18 protein-coding genes, 1 pseudogene and 1 other annotated feature are annotated in these 16,781 nt (G+C 52.4%); of the genes and pseudogenes, 3 read left to right on the forward strand and 16 right to left on the reverse strand.

From position 1 onward, the window contains the following. Positions 1-181: 181 nt before the first annotated feature. Complete coding sequence (locus ACT8X9_RS09375) at positions 182-964, reverse strand: ZIP family metal transporter (protein ID WP_316540865.1); 783 nt, start codon at positions 962-964, stop codon at positions 182-184. Between the two features lie 290 nt (positions 965-1,254). Between ACT8X9_RS09375 and ACT8X9_RS09380 the strand changes: the two genes are divergently transcribed. After that, the gene (locus tag ACT8X9_RS09380; RefSeq protein ID WP_444268803.1) at positions 1,255-2,091 is read left to right on the forward strand and encodes a hypothetical protein; all 837 of its coding nucleotides are present in this window, start codon (positions 1,255-1,257) and stop codon (positions 2,089-2,091) included. Between the two features lie 211 nt (positions 2,092-2,302). Here ACT8X9_RS09380 and ACT8X9_RS09385 read toward each other — a convergent pair whose 3' ends face one another. From ACT8X9_RS09385 to ACT8X9_RS09430, 10 genes and pseudogenes are all read right to left on the reverse strand, one after another. Beyond that, complete coding sequence (locus tag ACT8X9_RS09385; protein WP_444268804.1) at positions 2,303-2,434, reverse strand: hypothetical protein; 132 nt, start codon at positions 2,432-2,434, stop codon at positions 2,303-2,305. A 2-nt stretch (positions 2,435-2,436) separates the two neighbouring features. Continuing rightward, on the reverse strand, positions 2,437-3,195 hold the full coding sequence (locus tag ACT8X9_RS09390) for a cyclase family protein (protein WP_444268805.1): 759 nt from the start codon (positions 3,193-3,195) through the stop codon (positions 2,437-2,439). A gap of 304 nt (positions 3,196-3,499) precedes the next feature. Further along, a pseudogene (locus tag ACT8X9_RS09395) lies at positions 3,500-3,607 on the reverse strand (low molecular weight phosphotyrosine protein phosphatase); the annotation flags it as partial. A 26-nt stretch (positions 3,608-3,633) separates the two neighbouring features. Then, complete coding sequence (locus tag ACT8X9_RS09400; RefSeq protein ID WP_156057662.1) at positions 3,634-4,161, reverse strand: isochorismatase family protein; 528 nt, start codon at positions 4,159-4,161, stop codon at positions 3,634-3,636. 227 nt (positions 4,162-4,388) lie between these two features. Continuing rightward, on the reverse strand, positions 4,389-4,778 hold the full coding sequence (locus ACT8X9_RS09405; protein ID WP_207685221.1) for a C-GCAxxG-C-C family protein: 390 nt from the start codon (positions 4,776-4,778) through the stop codon (positions 4,389-4,391). A 32-nt stretch (positions 4,779-4,810) separates the two neighbouring features. Further along, positions 4,811-5,503, reverse strand: a complete 693-nt coding sequence (locus ACT8X9_RS09410) for an alpha/beta fold hydrolase (RefSeq protein ID WP_444268806.1) — start codon at positions 5,501-5,503, stop codon at positions 4,811-4,813. Further along, entirely contained in the window at positions 5,472-6,239 is a 768-nt protein-coding gene (locus ACT8X9_RS09415; protein WP_444268807.1) for an EFR1 family ferrodoxin, read from the reverse strand. Before ACT8X9_RS09415 ends, ACT8X9_RS09410 begins: the two co-directional genes overlap by 32 nt. A gap of 195 nt (positions 6,240-6,434) precedes the next feature. Then, positions 6,435-6,773 carry an NUDIX domain-containing protein gene (locus tag ACT8X9_RS09420; RefSeq protein ID WP_444268808.1) on the reverse strand — a complete coding sequence of 113 codons (339 nt, stop codon included), beginning with the start codon at positions 6,771-6,773 and terminating at the stop codon, positions 6,435-6,437. 107 nt (positions 6,774-6,880) lie between these two features. After that, the gene (locus ACT8X9_RS09425; protein WP_444268809.1) at positions 6,881-7,456 is read right to left on the reverse strand and encodes a Gfo/Idh/MocA family protein; all 576 of its coding nucleotides are present in this window, start codon (positions 7,454-7,456) and stop codon (positions 6,881-6,883) included. Then, complete coding sequence (locus ACT8X9_RS09430; protein ID WP_444268810.1) at positions 7,368-7,865, reverse strand: Gfo/Idh/MocA family protein; 498 nt, start codon at positions 7,863-7,865, stop codon at positions 7,368-7,370. The genes ACT8X9_RS09425 and ACT8X9_RS09430 overlap by 89 nt, the downstream gene beginning before the upstream one ends. A gap of 287 nt (positions 7,866-8,152) precedes the next feature. On the opposite strand from ACT8X9_RS09430, the gene ACT8X9_RS09435 reads away from it, so the two are divergent. Continuing rightward, entirely contained in the window at positions 8,153-8,464 is a 312-nt protein-coding gene (locus tag ACT8X9_RS09435) for an NAD(P)H-hydrate epimerase (protein WP_444268811.1), read from the forward strand. A 140-nt stretch (positions 8,465-8,604) separates the two neighbouring features. On the opposite strand, the gene ACT8X9_RS09440 is transcribed toward ACT8X9_RS09435, so the two are convergent. Then, positions 8,605-8,982 (reverse strand): desulfoferrodoxin family protein, encoded by a 378-nt coding sequence (locus ACT8X9_RS09440; protein WP_444268812.1) that lies wholly within the window; start codon positions 8,980-8,982, stop codon positions 8,605-8,607. Positions 8,983-9,097: 115 nt separating this feature from the next. Further along, complete coding sequence (locus ACT8X9_RS09445) at positions 9,098-9,325, reverse strand: HFLK protein (RefSeq protein ID WP_444268813.1); 228 nt, start codon at positions 9,323-9,325, stop codon at positions 9,098-9,100. A 103-nt stretch (positions 9,326-9,428) separates the two neighbouring features. Then, positions 9,429-9,688, forward strand: a binding site (T-box leader). Positions 9,689-9,793: 105 nt separating this feature from the next. Between ACT8X9_RS09445 and ACT8X9_RS09450 the strand changes: the two genes are divergently transcribed. Next, complete coding sequence (locus ACT8X9_RS09450; RefSeq protein ID WP_227621708.1) at positions 9,794-10,738, forward strand: bile acid:sodium symporter family protein; 945 nt, start codon at positions 9,794-9,796, stop codon at positions 10,736-10,738. 294 nt (positions 10,739-11,032) lie between these two features. Here ACT8X9_RS09450 and ACT8X9_RS09455 read toward each other — a convergent pair whose 3' ends face one another. From ACT8X9_RS09455 to ACT8X9_RS09465, 3 genes are all read right to left on the reverse strand, one after another. Then, positions 11,033-13,087: a TIM-barrel domain-containing protein gene (locus ACT8X9_RS09455; RefSeq protein WP_444268814.1), complete on the reverse strand. Its 2,055-nt coding sequence runs from the start codon at positions 13,085-13,087 to the stop codon at positions 11,033-11,035. A 220-nt stretch (positions 13,088-13,307) separates the two neighbouring features. Next, positions 13,308-16,520: a response regulator gene (locus tag ACT8X9_RS09460; protein ID WP_444268815.1), complete on the reverse strand. Its 3,213-nt coding sequence runs from the start codon at positions 16,518-16,520 to the stop codon at positions 13,308-13,310. Next, the coding region (locus ACT8X9_RS09465) for a hypothetical protein (protein WP_444268816.1) at positions 16,507-16,781 on the reverse strand (275 nt) is incomplete at its 5' end. The genes ACT8X9_RS09460 and ACT8X9_RS09465, both read right to left, overlap by 14 nt.

Consider the following 16,781-nt stretch of genomic DNA (forward strand, 5'->3'; position numbering starts at 1 on the left):
GGGTGACAGGACAGCAATTCCTCGTGCCATAAGTTAGGTGAAGCTAACTTTCTGTTCTATAAAAAGCCGCTTCTCAGCGGTCCTTCTGCCAAAATAATACGCCCTGCCGTCTCCTCTGTCAAGAAGTTTAGGCATTTTCGGAGATTCCGAAAGAAATTTCGCTTTCGGGAACCCCTAACCGTCACCCCAGTGCCACATCCAGCACCATCATCACGCTGAAGCCCACCGCAAAAAACACCGTGCCGACGTTGGAGTGCTGCCCCTGCGACATTTCCGGGATTAGTTCCTCCACCACCACATACAGCATGGCTCCGGCGGCAAAGCTGAGCAGATAGGGCAAAGCGGGCACCACGATGCCTGCCGCCAGAATCGTCAGCACTGCCCCGATGGGCTCTACGATGCCGGACAGCACGCCGCCCCAGAACGCTCGGCCTTTTTTCATTCCTTCTGCCCGCAGGGGCATGGAGATGATGGCCCCCTCCGGAAAGTTCTGAATGGCAATGCCAAGGGAAAGTGCCAGCGCCCCGGCGGCAGTGATCTGAGCAGTTCCGGCAAGGTATCCGGCATAGACTACGCCCACTGCCATACCCTCCGGGATGTTGTGCAGCGTTACCGCCAGAACCATCATAGTGGTGCGCTGGAGCTGGCTTTTTGGCCCTTCGGCCTGCAAACTGTTCTGGTGCAGATGCGGGATGAGATGGTCCAGCAACAGCAAAAACAGGATACCCAGCCAGAAACCCGCTGCCGCCGGGAAAAACGCCAGCCTGCCCAGATCTGCGGCCTGCTCCATAGCCGGGATCAGCAAGCTCCATACCGATGCCGCCACCATGACCCCGGCGGCAAAGCCGGTGAGGGCGCGCTGGATGCCGTCACGCAGAGAGTTTTTCAAAAAGAACACACAGCCTGCCCCAAGACTTGTGCCCAGAAAGGGGATCAATATCCCCCAGAATGCGTCTTGTATCATGTAGTACCTCCTTGCAGTTAAATGCAACTAACCGTACAAGCAGTATACTGCGCTCCGGCAAAAAGGTCAAGGGCTTTGCGGCATAGAGGATGCAGATGGTTTCCCGCATCGAAAAAAATTCACCTCTGCAAACTTACCGGTTTCTACTTGACAACGCTCTGTGGGAGTGCTATTTTTACTTCGTGAATTTGTTCTGCCTAACCATCTGAGGGGTTTTGCCCCTGCATTTTTTGCACCGATTGTTAGGCAAAGCTAACTGTTTTTCAAAACTGAAATAGAGGTGTGTTATCATGAGATTGAAAAAAGTATTTGCAGGTGCACTTGCGGCCACTATGCTGGTATGCGCTGTGGCAGTCCCGGCCTTCGCTGCGGAAGAGGTAGAACAGGAAAACTGCCTGACCTCCAGCTATGTCCAGATGAACATCCCCTACGCCGACTTCTACAAGGCTGCCGGTGTGGACAACGCATCTGAGATCGACGCTGTGACCAGCGCCACCAAGAACAAGACCCGTGCGGGCAACCTTGTCGCCGGTTCCTACCACGTCAACGCAGATGGCACCGACATCACCGGCGTTTCCTTCCCGGTCAAGGTGCTGACCCCGTGGGCGCTGAAGAACGCAAAGCAGGTCACCGATGCCGACAGCTACGACATTACCGTTACCCTGAAGGACAAGGAATCCACCACCACCTACACCGGCGCAGATGCCTTGTTTGAGAACGAGAGCTACGCTTACTACAAGCTCAGCGAGACCCCTGCCTACTACATCACCGCATGGTATAACCTGCTGAGCGGCAAGTGGGAGTTTGGCAAGGTCCACGCCACCGAGACCACCGTAGAGGGCACCACTGTGAAGCTGAATACCAACGGTCACCGCGCCACCTACGAGATGAAAATCTCCGGTTTTGATCTGGACTACAAGACCAACAAGGTCTACGGCGTAGTTCTGACCACCGCCGATGGCAGTGAGTACGGCCTGCAACATGTGGCCAACATCTGGCATGGTACCAAGCTGGGCTTCAATGCCGATGATCCTTACTTTGCATCTATCATCGGCAAGACGATTACTCAGATCACCTTCTACGCCGCCGACGGCGTGTATGTCCTGCCGGTCAATGTGGCGCTGTGAATACACGGAAAACCGCCTAATTTATTGAAAATATAACACAAAAGGGCAAGGTCTCCTGAATGCAGGCGGCTTTGCCCTTTTTTATTGCAGATGGAGCCCAATCGCAGAGTCAACAGTTTTTACGTCTGCAATACGGAATCAATATTGCCGGCATTACTCTGCGAATCACAAAAGGGTCCATCCAACAGCAATACTGCGGGATGGACCCTTTTTATTCGCCTTCCGGCTCCTTGCAGACATCCACCCAGCCCTCGGCTCCGGCGGCTGCTTCCAGCTCCTGCAAGGTCAGCTTGACGGCGGTGTGGCCGTTGCCCGCCGCAAGGATATTTTTCCACTTCCCCACTCTTATTCGGTGATGGCCCAGACCCGTGCGGGCAGACCGGTTGCACCTTCAATGCGGGGATAAGAAACGATGACCACCGCACCGGCAGGCTGAACTTTATCCAGATTTGCAAGCACCTCCACCTGCAGCTTGTCGTTGTCCAGAACATAGCGCTCGCAGGCAAGGTCGCCCTTTTCCTCCGCCACCGCAGAGGAATCAGTATCCAGCGTTTCGTGGCCGTTGGCGGCGGCGTTGCGCACCTTGTAGATATACTCCAATGCTTCCAGCGACCAGCCGGGGGCATTTTCTTTGCCCTCTGCGTCGATGCCGGACAGCGCATCCATATCCGGCCACTTCTTATACCAGTCGCTGCGCAGAGCCACCAGCGCACCATCCGGGATAGGACCGTACTTTGCCTCATAGGCCTTGATGTCCTCCACCGTCACAGCGTAGCGGGGGTCTTTCTTGGCCTGCTCAGAAATATCAATGACCACCAGCGGGAAAATCAGGTCGTTCACATCGTACTTTTCGGACAATGCTTTGCCCTTGATGAAGTGCCCCGGGAAGTCGATATGGGTACCGAACTGTCCGGGGAATTTGGAGGTCTGGATTAGGCATTCCAGTTCCGGCTTGCCCCAGTCCCACACGGTCTTTGCCAGCTCCACAGAGCCTTCCGGGATGCCGGACCAGTAGGGGCTTTCGTTGTTCAGCGAGTGAGAAAGCTCCACCCAGCGATATTTTTTAGCGTCCTTCAGTGCGTTCCACAGTTTATAATCAGCCATTGTCGGTTCTCCTTTTATTGTGACGATGTGTGTTCGGGCACTTCTCCCAGACAACGGCATCTTCCTGTTTTTCTCAGTCTATCTGCCGGGAATTTGTCTGGGAGCAGCGCATTCGCCCGGGCAGCCTGTGCCGGGCATCTGCTGTATGTTTCATCTGTCTGCGCTCCCTTCCTTGTGTTGGGGATAGTATAAACCCATTTTCTTACAATGTCAATAGGTTTATGCTATCAAAGACTTCCCTGGCAAACGACAGGTCAGCAAACCGTTTGCCCTTGCAATAACATTTCGTCATCCCCTTTTCCTTTTATCGCAGCTCTTCCAGCAGGGCGGTGCAGCCCTCCAGCACATCCTGCCATGTGGCTTCAAAATCCCCGGTGTACCACGGGTCTGCCACATCGCCGGGGCGAAAGGTATTCAGCAAAGACCGTTTACTCTATATCATTTTTTGAGTAATTCCAATGCCCTGTCCATTGGTACGCAGTCTGCATATCGTTCAGGCCAGAGAAATTCATTATAGTAATGGTAAGCCTGTTCCCTCGTCATGTACTCATTGTCCTGCGTAGAATTTGCATAGGCAGGAACAATCATGTGTAAGCCATGCTCAAAACCAGCCTCTACCGTGGCATTGATACAGAAATCAGTCATAATGCCACAAATCATCACGTCTTTTTCTTCCTTTGCAGTCAGATACTCAAGCAGACCACTCTCTTTTTTGAACGCACTGCATACGGACTTGATAAACCGTTTTTCATCAGGCATCGGTTGAAACTCGGAATAAACCTCAAACTCATCGTCCCCGATAGAGAATCCGGTATCAGGTCCATCATCATGCTGTACATAAATAACTTCTATGCCTTGTTCTCGAGCTGCTCCAATCAGCTTTTTGATATTACCAACAAACTTTCTGAACTCATATAAGCGTTCATCCACGATACCATTCTGTGCATCTACAACCAATAAAACCATGAATAATCTCTCCTTTTTGAGCTTTTTGCTTTGATTCAAATAAACTAAATTCGTATATTATAATAGAGCGTAACTTCTGCTTCATACACCGATTCTGTATGAGAATCAAATAGCACCCATTCCACTAAATCAAACTGCCCCTTCTCTATTCCTTCCACCATTCCATATCGGTCCCACAGTATGTATCACATAATGCCGTGGCAAACACAAACAAGATCTTCTTCATCTTACTCTCCCAGCACCTCGCCCAGTGCCAGAACAGCGTTGCGGACGCACTCCGGGCACGGGCACAGCGGTGCGCCGTTCTCTATCCCCTTCAGATCTTTGCAGATGGTAGCACCGCACTTTTCCTGAAAGTTTTGCAGCAGCTCCTTGGAAATGCGGGGTGTGCCCTTGCCGTCGGTGACGATGCCCGCCACCATCACAGCACCGATCAGTGCGCCGCAGGTGCTCTCCATGCAGCCCATGCCGGCGGCATAGCCTGCGCCCAGCTTCATCAGGGTGTCGGCATCCACCGGCAGCTTGTCCTCAAATGTCTTCAGCACCGCCTGTGCACAGTTGCACTGTCCAGTAGCTTTCCATGCGGCAGCCTGTGCCGCCCGTTCTTCGATGTTCATTTTAAAGTCCTCTTTCTTTGATGAATCGTAGTTTATTCGACATTATCATAAAATTCCTGTAACACTGTTGCCAATTCCTCCGGAGATTCTATGTTTGCTTCATGACCTGCTTTCAGAAGTTCATGGAAGTGGGAATCGCTCAAATAACTGGCAAGTTCCTTTGAGGCTTTTTTATTTGCATCGTCTTTTTCACCACAAACGATCAATGCCGGACAGGACACCTTACATAATGAATCCCTGAAATCCAATTCCGTCATCGTACCGCACAAACTGATCACATCGGCTTTTTTGAATCCAAATTGCTTGAACATTGTATTCGGCATAAAGCGAAACAGCATATTCTGGAACTTCAATAGCTTTTCAGGCATTTTATATTGTGCTGCAATTAGCACCAGTGCCTTTACTTTATCCGGATGGTCTATTGCATAATTAAGTGCCAAAACAGCACCCAGAGAGAGCCCACATAAGACGATTTCGTCATTTTCCTTGTTGCACTCTTCTGAGAATGCAGTATACAGCTCCCTATAGGTGGCCGCTTTTCCTTCCAGCATCTCTGCCAAGCTCAAGCTGGCGCTGCTACCCGAGACCTTCGTTTCTTTTATTACTCTGTCCCAACTGTCTGGTTTTTGTCCTAATCCATGCAAGTATAAATACTTCATCTGCTTTTTACCATCATCGTTTTTCCTTTTTTCTTCATACGTCCTGCTTCTTTTCCAGTGCTTCAAAGTGATACCGGGGCTTACCTTTGCTCTTTTTGCCGTACTCGATGGCTTCTTTAGGGCAATAGCAGATGCACGCCATGCAGTGGGTGCAGTTTTTGCCCCAGACCGGCCTGCCGTTTTCCAGATGGATGTTGTTCAGATGGCACAGCTCCACGCACTTACCGCAGCCGATGCAGGCGTCCGTTGCCCGGAAGGCATCGGCTTTTACAAAGAAGCGATAGAACACCGGGTTCACCGGGCCGCTCATAAAGCGGTCATAGAGGTTGTCTCTTGGCGGGGGAAACTCCTGCCCGGCTCTGAGCTGGGTCAGTACCTTCTGAAGTGCAGGCTCTGCCTGCTCCACGATACTCCGGGCCTGCTCCTTCCGGGGCGCATTGAACATGGCAATGTAGTTTTCCGGCATGATGATCTGGGCAGTCCCCATATAATGCAGCTGCTTTTGCGCCGCAAGCTGCCGGTTATAGCCTGCCGCATTGCCAATTTCGCTGCCGCAGTCCATCACAAACCAGATACGCTCTGCCCCGGTCAGCTCGGTCTTGCCCAGCCACTCCGACACCACCCGGGGGATGCGCCATGCGTAGGTAGGCGTTACCAGCACCACGTCACGCCCGGTCTGCACCGGGGCGGTATCCCCTGCCTTGATGTAAGCGTTCAGGTCGTAAAGCGGCATCTCCAGCCCTTCGGCAATGCGCCGCGCCAGATACCGGCTGTTGCCGGTTCCCGTAAAATAAAGTACCATGGCTGCTCCCTCATTTTGTGTTATTCAGATGCCTGTCTGCTCGACAAACCGGAATTTGTTACTCTAATTCCGTGCGAAGGGTGAATTCATCGGGAAGATCGTAAATCGCTTTTTTCAGGAAAAGCGGATAAAAATATTCATCTTTCAATCTATCAAACTCCAGCCATTCAAAAGTATGGATATGCTTTCCTTCTGTCAGAGTAAAGACGTTTCCTCTTTCCAGTAGAGTTGTCTCTGAAATATCCACCAGAAAATAAATACACAGTTCATGATAATGTAGATTATCCACATCTTCGGTAAAAAAGCCTGATTGAGCCATAATGGACGTGTAATCTTTGGAGTTACACCAAGTTCTTCCTGAACTTCCCGAACCACTGCTTGCTCAGCAGTTTCACCCATCTTAACTCTTCCACCCGGAAGATAAAAATAGGGTGAGCGTTCATCGTGCATCGCTAAAATTTTATTTTCCGCGATTATCATGGCACATACTCTATAATTAAATTTTTGATTTTCACAATTATAGGAAATATCCATTGCATTGCCTCCTCTAAATTCTAATTTTCCAATTTAACAAATTCCGAGTTGTCGCTCTCTGTATACCATGGTTTTCGCACACAAAAGACCCGCGGCAAGGTGTGCGCTTACATCTCGCCCGCAAACTTCATGCCCCAGCTCATGCGGGTGTCGTACATCAGGCGGGTCAGGGCAAGGCTGTCCTGCGGGGTGTAGCGGTCGCTGCCGGTATGCCCCAGCTTGACGCAGCGGCTTGCTTCCCGGATCTCATACTCAAAGCCGTTGATGTCCACCGGGCAGCGGATGACCTCCGGCTCTTTGCTCTCCACTTCCAGCGTCATGGTCTCGGCGTGCTGGAAATCCGGCAGGAAAATACTGCCCTTGGTGCCAACGATACGGGCGTTGCGCTCCAGCTCCTGCCCGATGGTCTGGACCGACTCCGCCTTGCATCCGCCGGGGTAGGTCAGCGCAAGGCGGCTGTAATCGTCGGTGCCGTACTCGTTGATGTGCACCTCTTGGGTCTCCACCTTCTCCGGGTCCTGTCCGGTGAGGATGCGCAGAAAGCCCAGATTGTAGATGCCGATATCCAGCAGCGCACCGCCGCCCAGACCGGAATCAAACTTGCGGTCCTTCCGGGCACCGGAGGCAACAAAGCCGTACTGACAGGTGATCTGCTTCAGCTCCCCCGATGGTGCCCGCCGCAAGGATCTGGCGCAGGCGGTCGTACAGCGGCAGCAGCCAGATCCAGAATGCCTCCATGAGAAAGAGGTGCTTTTCCTCCGCCAGTCGGTACAACTCCCGTGCCTGCTCCGGGCTGATGGTAAAGGGCTTTTCGCACAAAACGTGCTTGCCCTGCTCCAAGCAGAGCTTGCAGTTTTCGTAATGCAGGGTGTTGGGGGTGGCGATATAGATGGTCTCCACCTCCGGGTCGGCGGCAAGGGCTTCGTAGGAGTCATAGCAGCGGGGAATGCCGTACTGCTGTGCAAACGCCTGTGCGCTTTCCAGATGCCGTGACCCCACGGCAACAAGCTGCTCCCCCTCTGCGCCCATCTGTTCCACCGTAGATGCAAACTTTTTGGCAATAGTGCCAGTCGCTAAAATTCCCCACTTCATAATTGTACCTCCCGGTTTATTATCGCAATTTTCAAAAATAGTGCCGATCAAAACGGCATATTTGCGATATGCAGTTTGCGGATGTTGCTTGAGCATCAAAAACGCAAACTGCTATACTTTGGATTTAGTATACCATGGTTTTCCCCTGCGGAAAAGATAGTGAAAAACAAAAATGCCCCCAGAGGGCTTGTTCCAACTCTCCGGGGGCAGATTCTATGCACCGGTATCTTTCATCTTGTTCCAAACATTCTCATCCACTATAATAGAGATAGAAAGAAGGTGCCAACATGAAACATCGCATTGTGACGGCTGCGCAGATGAAGGAAATCGAACGAGCCGGGGATGCCCACGGTCTGCCCTATCTGCAAATGATGGAAAACGCCGGACTGGCGGCTTACGCTGAACTGCAAAAGCAGCTCCCGCATCCCGGCAGGCTGCTGGTGGTCTGCGGAAAGGGCAACAACGGCGGCGATGGGTTCGTGATCGCCCGCGCCGCCGCAAAAGATGGTTGGAGCGTGACCGTTCTTCTGGCCGAGGGCGAGCCGAAAACTGCTGATGCCATCCTCAATTTTGAGCGTCTGCATACAATATACTCGTAAGTTAGTTTCTTGCGAGTATATTACTTCATCCTCTGCACAAGGTCAAGCAGAACATTTTCAGCGCTGCATCATCCCTCTGGCTGCACGCAAAAAACAGGCTCCTGCAAGCGTTCAACCACTGGCAGGAGCCCGTTCATTTCTTAAAGCTTCGTCATCCACAGACCATGCAGGTTGCAGTAAGCGTAGACCGCCACCGGCTTTTCGCCGCCCAGCTCAAACACCGCCTTGGGTGCCTGCCCGGGGGCGAGGTAGCGGAGCTGTCCGCCGTTTTCCGTCTCCACAAAGAGCCACTGGATGTGGTGCACATCCACCATGGGGTGCTCCACCGCACCCACCGTAACCGTGAGGGTGCTACCAGAAAGCTCTGCCACCGGCAGATGCTTTTCGCCGCTGGCTTCCACGGTGTTGGGGAGCAGTTCCTTCATCTTTTCGCCGCAGCAGACCAGCGGAACCCCTGCGTTGTGGATGGTGGTGATCAGGTTGCCACAGTGCTCACAGATATAAAACTTTGCCTTCATATTAAAATCCTCCATCGGAATGTTGTTGGTGTTTTCTATGGCTATATAATAACATTTCCTAGTTAGATTTTCTGTGACCGGGTCACGCAAGCAGCCTAGTGCTGTGGAAATGCCCTCAGCTTCCCATGGCAATAAGCACCAGCACGACCACCACCGCAATGGCGATGAGGCAGCCGCAGCCACTGCCGTCTCCACCACCACCGCCGCCATTGTTGTGGTTCCCACCGCCACCACCGCCGGACGAGCCGCCGAAGTTGCGGTTGAAAGCCGTCATGTACTGGGCATAGCCCGTGTCACCGGCACGGTAAGGGCGAATACCCGCAGGGAACGACAAAGCAGTCATTGCATGAACCAGCTTCACTCTTGGCGTGAGCCGGATGAAAAACTAGAAGGGTCGTTTTTCTTGACTTCGACCCGGCAGAAGAGTATACTCCGTGGCAGTGAAATATTCGGCTATGACGAGAAAGAGTACCCGGAAAGAATGCTGCAGAGAGCTGCCGGATGGTGCAAGGCAGTGCAGGGCGTCCGTGGGAAGATCCTCTCCGAGCTTTCCGGCTGAATGGGCGATGTATGCGCCCCAGTAAGCGGGAACGGCAGGCCCCCGTTATCACGGGCCGCGCATTGTTGGATGCGCACTGAGGGGCCGGGCTTTGCACCGGCAATAAGAGTGGTACCGCAGAGGAGTTTATACGCCTTTGTCTCTTACGAACCGTAGGGGACAAAGGCGTTTTTGTTTGCGGGAAAGCCATTTTCCGGATGTTTCATTGCCTTTGCATCCGCAAAAATAAGTGTTCAGAAAAGGAGTATTATCATGAAAACATTGGAAAAAGTAAGCGACTTTGTGGGCAAGTACATGGCCGCCATCGTCATTGTGGTGGCGGCACTGGCTCTGCTGTTCCCCGGCACCTTCAGTGTGGTAAAGACCGCATGGGTCAACACCCTGCTGGGCATCGTCATGTTCGGCATGGGTCTCACCCTGAAGCCGGAGGACTTCAAGGTAGTGTTCAGCCGCCCGAAAGACGTGATCATCGGCTGCATTGCGCAGTTCACCCTGATGCCCTTTTTGGCATGGGCGCTGACGCAGCTGTTCCACCTGCCCACCGAGCTGGCTATCGGCGTCATCCTTGTGGGTACCTGCCCCGGCGGCACCTCCTCTAACGTGATGACCTATCTGTCCAAGGGCGACGTTGCACTGTCCGTCGGCATGACCGCAGTTTCCACCGTGCTGGCGCCCTTCCTCACCCCGCTGCTCACCCTGCTGTATGCCGGCCAGCGCGTGAATGTGAACCCTGTAAATATGTTCCTGTCCATCGTCAAGGTGGTGCTGGTGCCCATCGCACTGGGCTTTGTGGTCAACCACTTCTTCCATGCCTTCACCCAGAACGCCGTCCGTGTGCTGCCGCTGGTCTCCACCACCGCCATCGTACTCATCATCTGCGCTGTTGTGTCCGCAAACTCCGCCAAGATCATGACCAGCGGCCTGCTGATCCTTGCCGTGGTCATCCTGCACAACCTGCTGGGCTACCTCACCGGCTTTGGCGTGGGTAAGCTGCTGAAGCTGGATTCCACCAAGTGCCGTGCAATTTCCATCGAGGTCGGAATGCAGAACTCCGGTCTGGCCACCTCTCTGGCTGCCGCCCACTTTGCACAGTATCCGCTGGCAACCATCCCCGGCGCTGTGTTCTCTGTGTGGCATAACATTTCCGGTGCCGTCCTCGCCAACTTCTTTGCCCGCACCGCCGAGAAGAAGGACTGAGTTACTACATACCATAAGGGGCTGCTGCACAAGGTCTGTTCCCTGTGCAGCAGCCCTTTTTTTCAGTACAAAATTCTGGAGACGTGATGTTTCTGCTTGCCCAGATATGGTTTGCGCCCCAGCCAATGCCGGTATCTTCGATCACCGTCGCACGGCTGGCGTCGATCTCGCCGCTCTGGACTTTTTGGCCCAGATAGCACGTACATTTTATCTGTGATATAGACAACAAAAAAGAGTGGCAGCATTTCAAAATGAAACGCTGTCACTCTGTAGGAACTGCGTAATGACTGACGATTATCCTTCTACTTTGACTGTAGCACGATCGCTCTTTGCGTTTCCATCCGCATCCAGCGTGATATGCACAAAATGTTCCGGCTTATCATAATCCTTCGTCTCGCCGTCATCGGTATAGTATTCATAGGATGCGCCATCGGGGGCATAGGCCAGCAGACGCAGATCTGCAAAATCCACATCGGCAACGCTCTGGATCTTTTTGCCGTCCTTGGCAAGGGGCAGAAGGTGTCCCTTGCGCATAAAGAACACCACTTCATCCAGCTCCACCGGAATGTAATGATGGCCTGCCGGCAGTACGCTGGTTTCGATGCGGTTGCTTTCGCTGCACTTTACCCGCACCTGCAGCATCTCCTCCGGCAGATAAACATACCGACCTCGGGCATTTTGCTCATATACCGGGGCGATCAACAGGCTTTCACCGATCATCACCTCATCCTCCACCCGGCGGGCAAAGTCATCCTCCGGGAAGGCGAACGCCAACGGCATACAGTACATGCCGTCGTGCAGGGCAGCTTTCATGTACTCGCTGTAAATGTAGGGCAGCAGCAGGTAGCGCAGCTGTAAAATACCGGCAAAGGCGGCCTTGTTCTTAAAGCGGTAGGGTTCCTGCCGGCGGGTGTCCTTGGCAGAGTGGTTCCGCAGCAGCGGAGAGAAGATGCCCATGCCGTACCAGCGCAGCACCAGATCCTCCGTGGTATTGCTGCCAAAGCCGCCAATGTCGGGGCCTTCGTACAGGAAGCCGCACATATTCAGGGAGGGCATCATGCGCAGCGCAAGCAGAATGTGGCTCCACCAAGAATGGTTGTCGCCGGTCCAGATGCCGCCATACCGGTGCATCCCGATGCAGGCAGAACGGGAGTACATCAAAATGCGCTTGTCCGGCTCCAGCCGCTCAAAAGCCTCGCCTGCAGCACGGGTCATGTTATAACCAAAAAGATTATGTACCTTGTCGTGCCGCATACGCCCCTGTTTGGTGTTGTGGTAGAACATCTTATAATCGTTTTCGTTGTTGGAAAGCTCTGCCACCATGCCGGTAAAAGCAGCAAAGCTGGAAATATCCAGGTTTTGCTTGTTGTATTTCTCAATTTGAGCAAAGGTCTTTTTCAGTCTTTCCTCTGCGTAGAAGATAGCAGGCTCGTTCATATCATTCCAGAAGCCCTCGATCCCCTGATCCAGCAGAACTTTATATTGACTGCCAAACCAAGCACGGGCTTCCGGGTTGAGCATATCGGGGAAGTGTACCCGTCCCGGCCACACACCGGCTACAAAGGGGGTGCCATCCTGATTCGTGCAGAAGTAGCCGTTTTTCACGCCCTCCTCGTACACATCATATCCCTCTTCGACCTTGACTCCTGCATCGATGATGGGGACAAGACGGATGCCCTGCGCTTTCATCTCGGCGGCAAAGTCCGCAAAATCCGGGAAGCGCTGCGCATCCACCGTAAAGTCCTTGTAATGCTCCATGTAATCAATATCCAGAACCACAGCGTCCAGCGGCATATGATTGGCACGGTAATTTGCCACCACCTCGCGGACCTCGTCCTCGTTCATGTAGCTCCAGCGGCTCTGGGCGTTGCCAAAAGCCCATTTGGGCGGAATATAACTGCGCCCCACCAACTGGCGGAACTGGTGCACAATATCGGTCAGGCTCTCGCCCTCAATGATGTAGAGATTGTAATTTTCCTCGGCCACCGTGATGCGTAAGGTATCCATGTCGGTGTAGCCGCAGTCAAAGGTGACCTTGCCCGGGTAGTCGATAAAAAAGCCAAATGTATCCTTGCCGGACACGATCATAAAATTATAAGCACCGTACAGCGAGGACTTGCCCTCGGTATGGTTGCCGTCATCGGAGCATTTGCTTTCGTACACCCACCCGCGCTTGTTGATACCACGGACGTTTTCGCCAAGACCATACAGAACATCCTGCGGTTCCATGGCATAGGAGAAGCCATCCGGCTCCTTGGTCAGATAGGGTATCGTTTCCATCATGGGCAAAAAAGAACCCACTACACTTTCGGTATCAAACGGTTGACCGTATTGCTTTTTGTAGATCATAGCAAAACACCTCTCCTTTGTTTTTGAATCGTCACAGTGTAAAACGCACCAACGTATTTTTGATGGACAATAAGAAACTCTGACGTTGGCTGGAGCAATTGGGGCTTCAGCCTTATTTTCAACCCAATAGCTGCGGTTGTGCAGCTATTTCAATACAAGATCCTTGAAACGTGATGTTCCTGTTTGCCCAGATATCACGCGCCTTTCTGCAATGCACAGATCACAGCCACTGTTTCAGCACATCGTTCAGCTTATTCAAATCAAGCGGTTTGGCGATATGCTCGTTCATGCCGGTGTTCTTTGCCAGTTGCACGTCCTCGGCAAAGGCATTTGCCGTCATGGCAATGATGGGCACTTTGCCCCGGCTACCGGCAAGCGCACGGATCGCAGCAGTGGCTTCATAACCATTCATGATGGGCATCTGGATGTCCATAAAAATGAGATCGTACCACTTTTCTGGCGCTTCCATCACCTTTTCGACTGCAATTTTTCCGTTTTCGGCGCTGTCGATGGTCACGCCCGTCATGCCTATGATCTCGGTTGCGATCTCACGGTTCAGCTCGTTATCCTCCACAAGAAGGATCCGCTTACCCGCATAGTTTTCCTTCGCAAAGTCTTCCAGATAGTTCCGGGCGTTTTCCTCCTTCTTCCCGGATGTAAACTGCCGCAGAGTTGCCGTCAGACGGGAACGGAACAGTGGTTTTGCCATAAACGCATTCACGCCCGCCGCTCTGGCTTCTTCTTCGATCTCGCTGAAATCAAAGGAAGTCAGGATGATGATCGTGACATCTTCTCCTACCCGTTCCCGGATTTTTCTGGCGGTTGCAATACCGTCCATTTCCGGCATCTTCCAGTCTAGGATCACCGCAAAATAGTCACTGTTGGTCTCATGACGCGCATAGCAGCGCTCCACAGCTTCCTTACCGGTCAGGACCCATTCGCCCGCTATGCCGATCTCCTGAAGGGTCGCAACGGTGCTTTCGCAGCAGGTCTTGTCATCGTCCACGACCAGTACCGGCAGATCGAGCAGTTCTTTTTCCTGTTCCTTCTCGTTCTTCTGAAGCTTCAGATAGACCGTGACCGTGATCTTCGTTCCCTTGTTGGGAGCGCTTTCGACCTGAATGTCACCATTCATCAGGTTGACGATGTTTCTTGCAATGGCCATGCCAAGACCGGTGCCCTGCACCTTGGTCGTCCGGTGATCGTCTGCCCGGCTGAACGGCTCAACCATGATCTTCTGGAATTCCGGCGTCATACCGATGCCGTTGTCCTCGATGGAAAACTCGTAGCAGCCAAGCTCCGAGAAGCCGTTCGGTTTTTCCTTGATCGTAAGGGTGATGTTTCCTCCATCCGGGGTGTACTTGACGGCGTTGCTCATCAGGTTCACAAAGACCTGCTGGATGCGCAGGCTGTCGCCGCAGACAGCTTCGTGCTCGATGTGCTCAACATGGGCTTCGAGCTGATGTTTGTGCTCGTCGATTGCCGGTTTTGTGATGGTGAGCAGGTTATCGACCAGTTCCGGCAGGCTGAAATCCTCCTCGGCAAGGCTTATTCGCCCGCTCTCGATTCTGGCCATATCCAGCACTTCATTGATCAGTCCCAACAGATGACGGCTCGATTTTGTGATCTTGCCAAGGCACTCGACCACCCTGTCCTGACTCTCGATATTCGCACCCGCAATGGCGGTCAAGCCAACGATTGCATTCATCGGTGTACGGATATCATGGGACATATTGGAGAGGAATTCTGTCTTGGCGCGGCTTGCGTTTTCCGCTGCCCGGTACGCATCCTTCAGTGCCTTATGGGATTCGATCTCGGCCTTTTTCTCCTGTGACACATCCATAGATGCCAACAGTGCTTTGACCAGCTTTGTGCCATCCCACTCCAGCGGAATGAAGGAACCGATCTTATAGGTGTTTTCGTCTATGGAGCAGTATTCAAATTTGTAGATGTCGTTCTCGCCCTGCAGATTCTTTCGGATATTTTCCGGTGAGAACAATGCGTCTATCGCCGCCAATGGCTCCAATGTCTTATACCTTACAGCCACCTGCTCCACAAAACCATGGTAGGTTCCCGTCGGCGCGTATATCATTTCACCTTGCAGATTATAGAACCGATACCGGTCATTCTCCAGATCGCAGACGACAAAGCGGTCCAGCAGACGCACCATACTCTGGATCAAAAGATCCATCGATGCGTTATCTGAGGCCATCTGCATCCGCCGTGCCGTCTCTGCTTTGGACTCTGTGATGTCCCGCAGAAAAATCATCGCATATTCGGAATCTTCGATCTCGCCGCGCATGACCACGTTGCTGACCCATCGTTCCTCCCCATCCAGAACGATGCGGCACTCCTGACGCAGCTCCGTCTCAAGCCCCTTTAGTTTTTCCGTGATGTAGGCGCGATTGTAGAAATCCGTTACAGACTTTTTGTCCTCTTCAACCACATAGTTGTCCACAAAGAATCTGACCAGTCCATCCCATGTGTGGTTCTGCTCAAAGGCCGTCATCAAAGAAGGCTCCACTTTGAACGTATCAAAGGTGTTCTTTTCCAGATTTACATAATATTCGCAGAGGTTTGCGCTGGTAAATGCACGGTGAAATGCCGCTGCCCGCTGCGCCTGCATCCGACTTCTTTTTTCCGCGTCAATGTTGCTGATGATTCCGGCAATTCGATTGGCCGAGCCATCCAGACGGCGTATCACCTCCGCCGATGCCCGGAACCACTGGTATTGGCCATCCTGCATTTTCAGTCGGTACTCTACGCTGAACTTCGTGGCGTTGCTTTTGTCCGCGATCGTTTCCAAAAGCAGCTGCATTACCCGGTCATAGTCCTCCGGGTGCAGAAGGTTCGACCACGAATCCAGTTTGTTCGGAAAATCCAGAATGTCATGATATCCAAGGATCTGCCGGAACGCATGGCTCCAGTTCACATGAACGATCTCACCGTTTTCATTGCACTCAAAATACCATAGTGCAGAATGGATGGATTCATTAACCAGCGCAAGGTTCTCATACGCCCAGTTCATCTGTACTGACATGATCCAGATCGGTGTTCCATCCGTATCGACTGCATCTTTTTTGTAGAGACGCACATAGACGGGAGCCCCATCTGCCGTGAGGAACTGGCTTTCTCCTCCGCCCTGAATCTGACGAAAGCGTGCATTGTCAAGGAATGCGGCATCTCTCTTATAGAAAAGATTCTTCAGCGAACCCTTTGTCTGCTCCATCAGGGATGCATAGCTGTGGTTCAGATTATGCAGCAACAGATCACTGACCGACAGGATCGACAATTCGGCATCATAGTACCCGGTAATGGTTCCGACACCGCCATTATGATAGATCGTCTCCTGCATGGTCTGAAATGCATTTTTTCCCAGCCTTACCGTATCGGAAGTGTAGATTTCATCTGTAAGTCTTCTATCGAATTTCATTTTCATCCTCGTAGGGTTTTGATTCTGCTGCGCACTTCAATTCTGGTATGTCTTTTATGGTCAACTGGCATACTGATTTTTGATCAAGCTTGTACAGTATAACTAGTATAGTATACTTGCGCAGCGTTTCGATTTCAAGCGCTAATTGGCATTGGCTGTGTAAAAAAGAGAGGCCAATCTGCGTAAAAATTTGCGCAAGTTGATCCCTGTACTTTTCCACGATCCGGCTATCCGTATAGACAGCCGCCCCTGCGATGCGGT

The organism is Faecalibacterium sp. (assembly GCF_052358865.1).
Taxonomy (GTDB): Bacteria; Bacillota; Clostridia; order Oscillospirales; family Ruminococcaceae; genus Faecalibacterium; species Faecalibacterium butyricigenerans.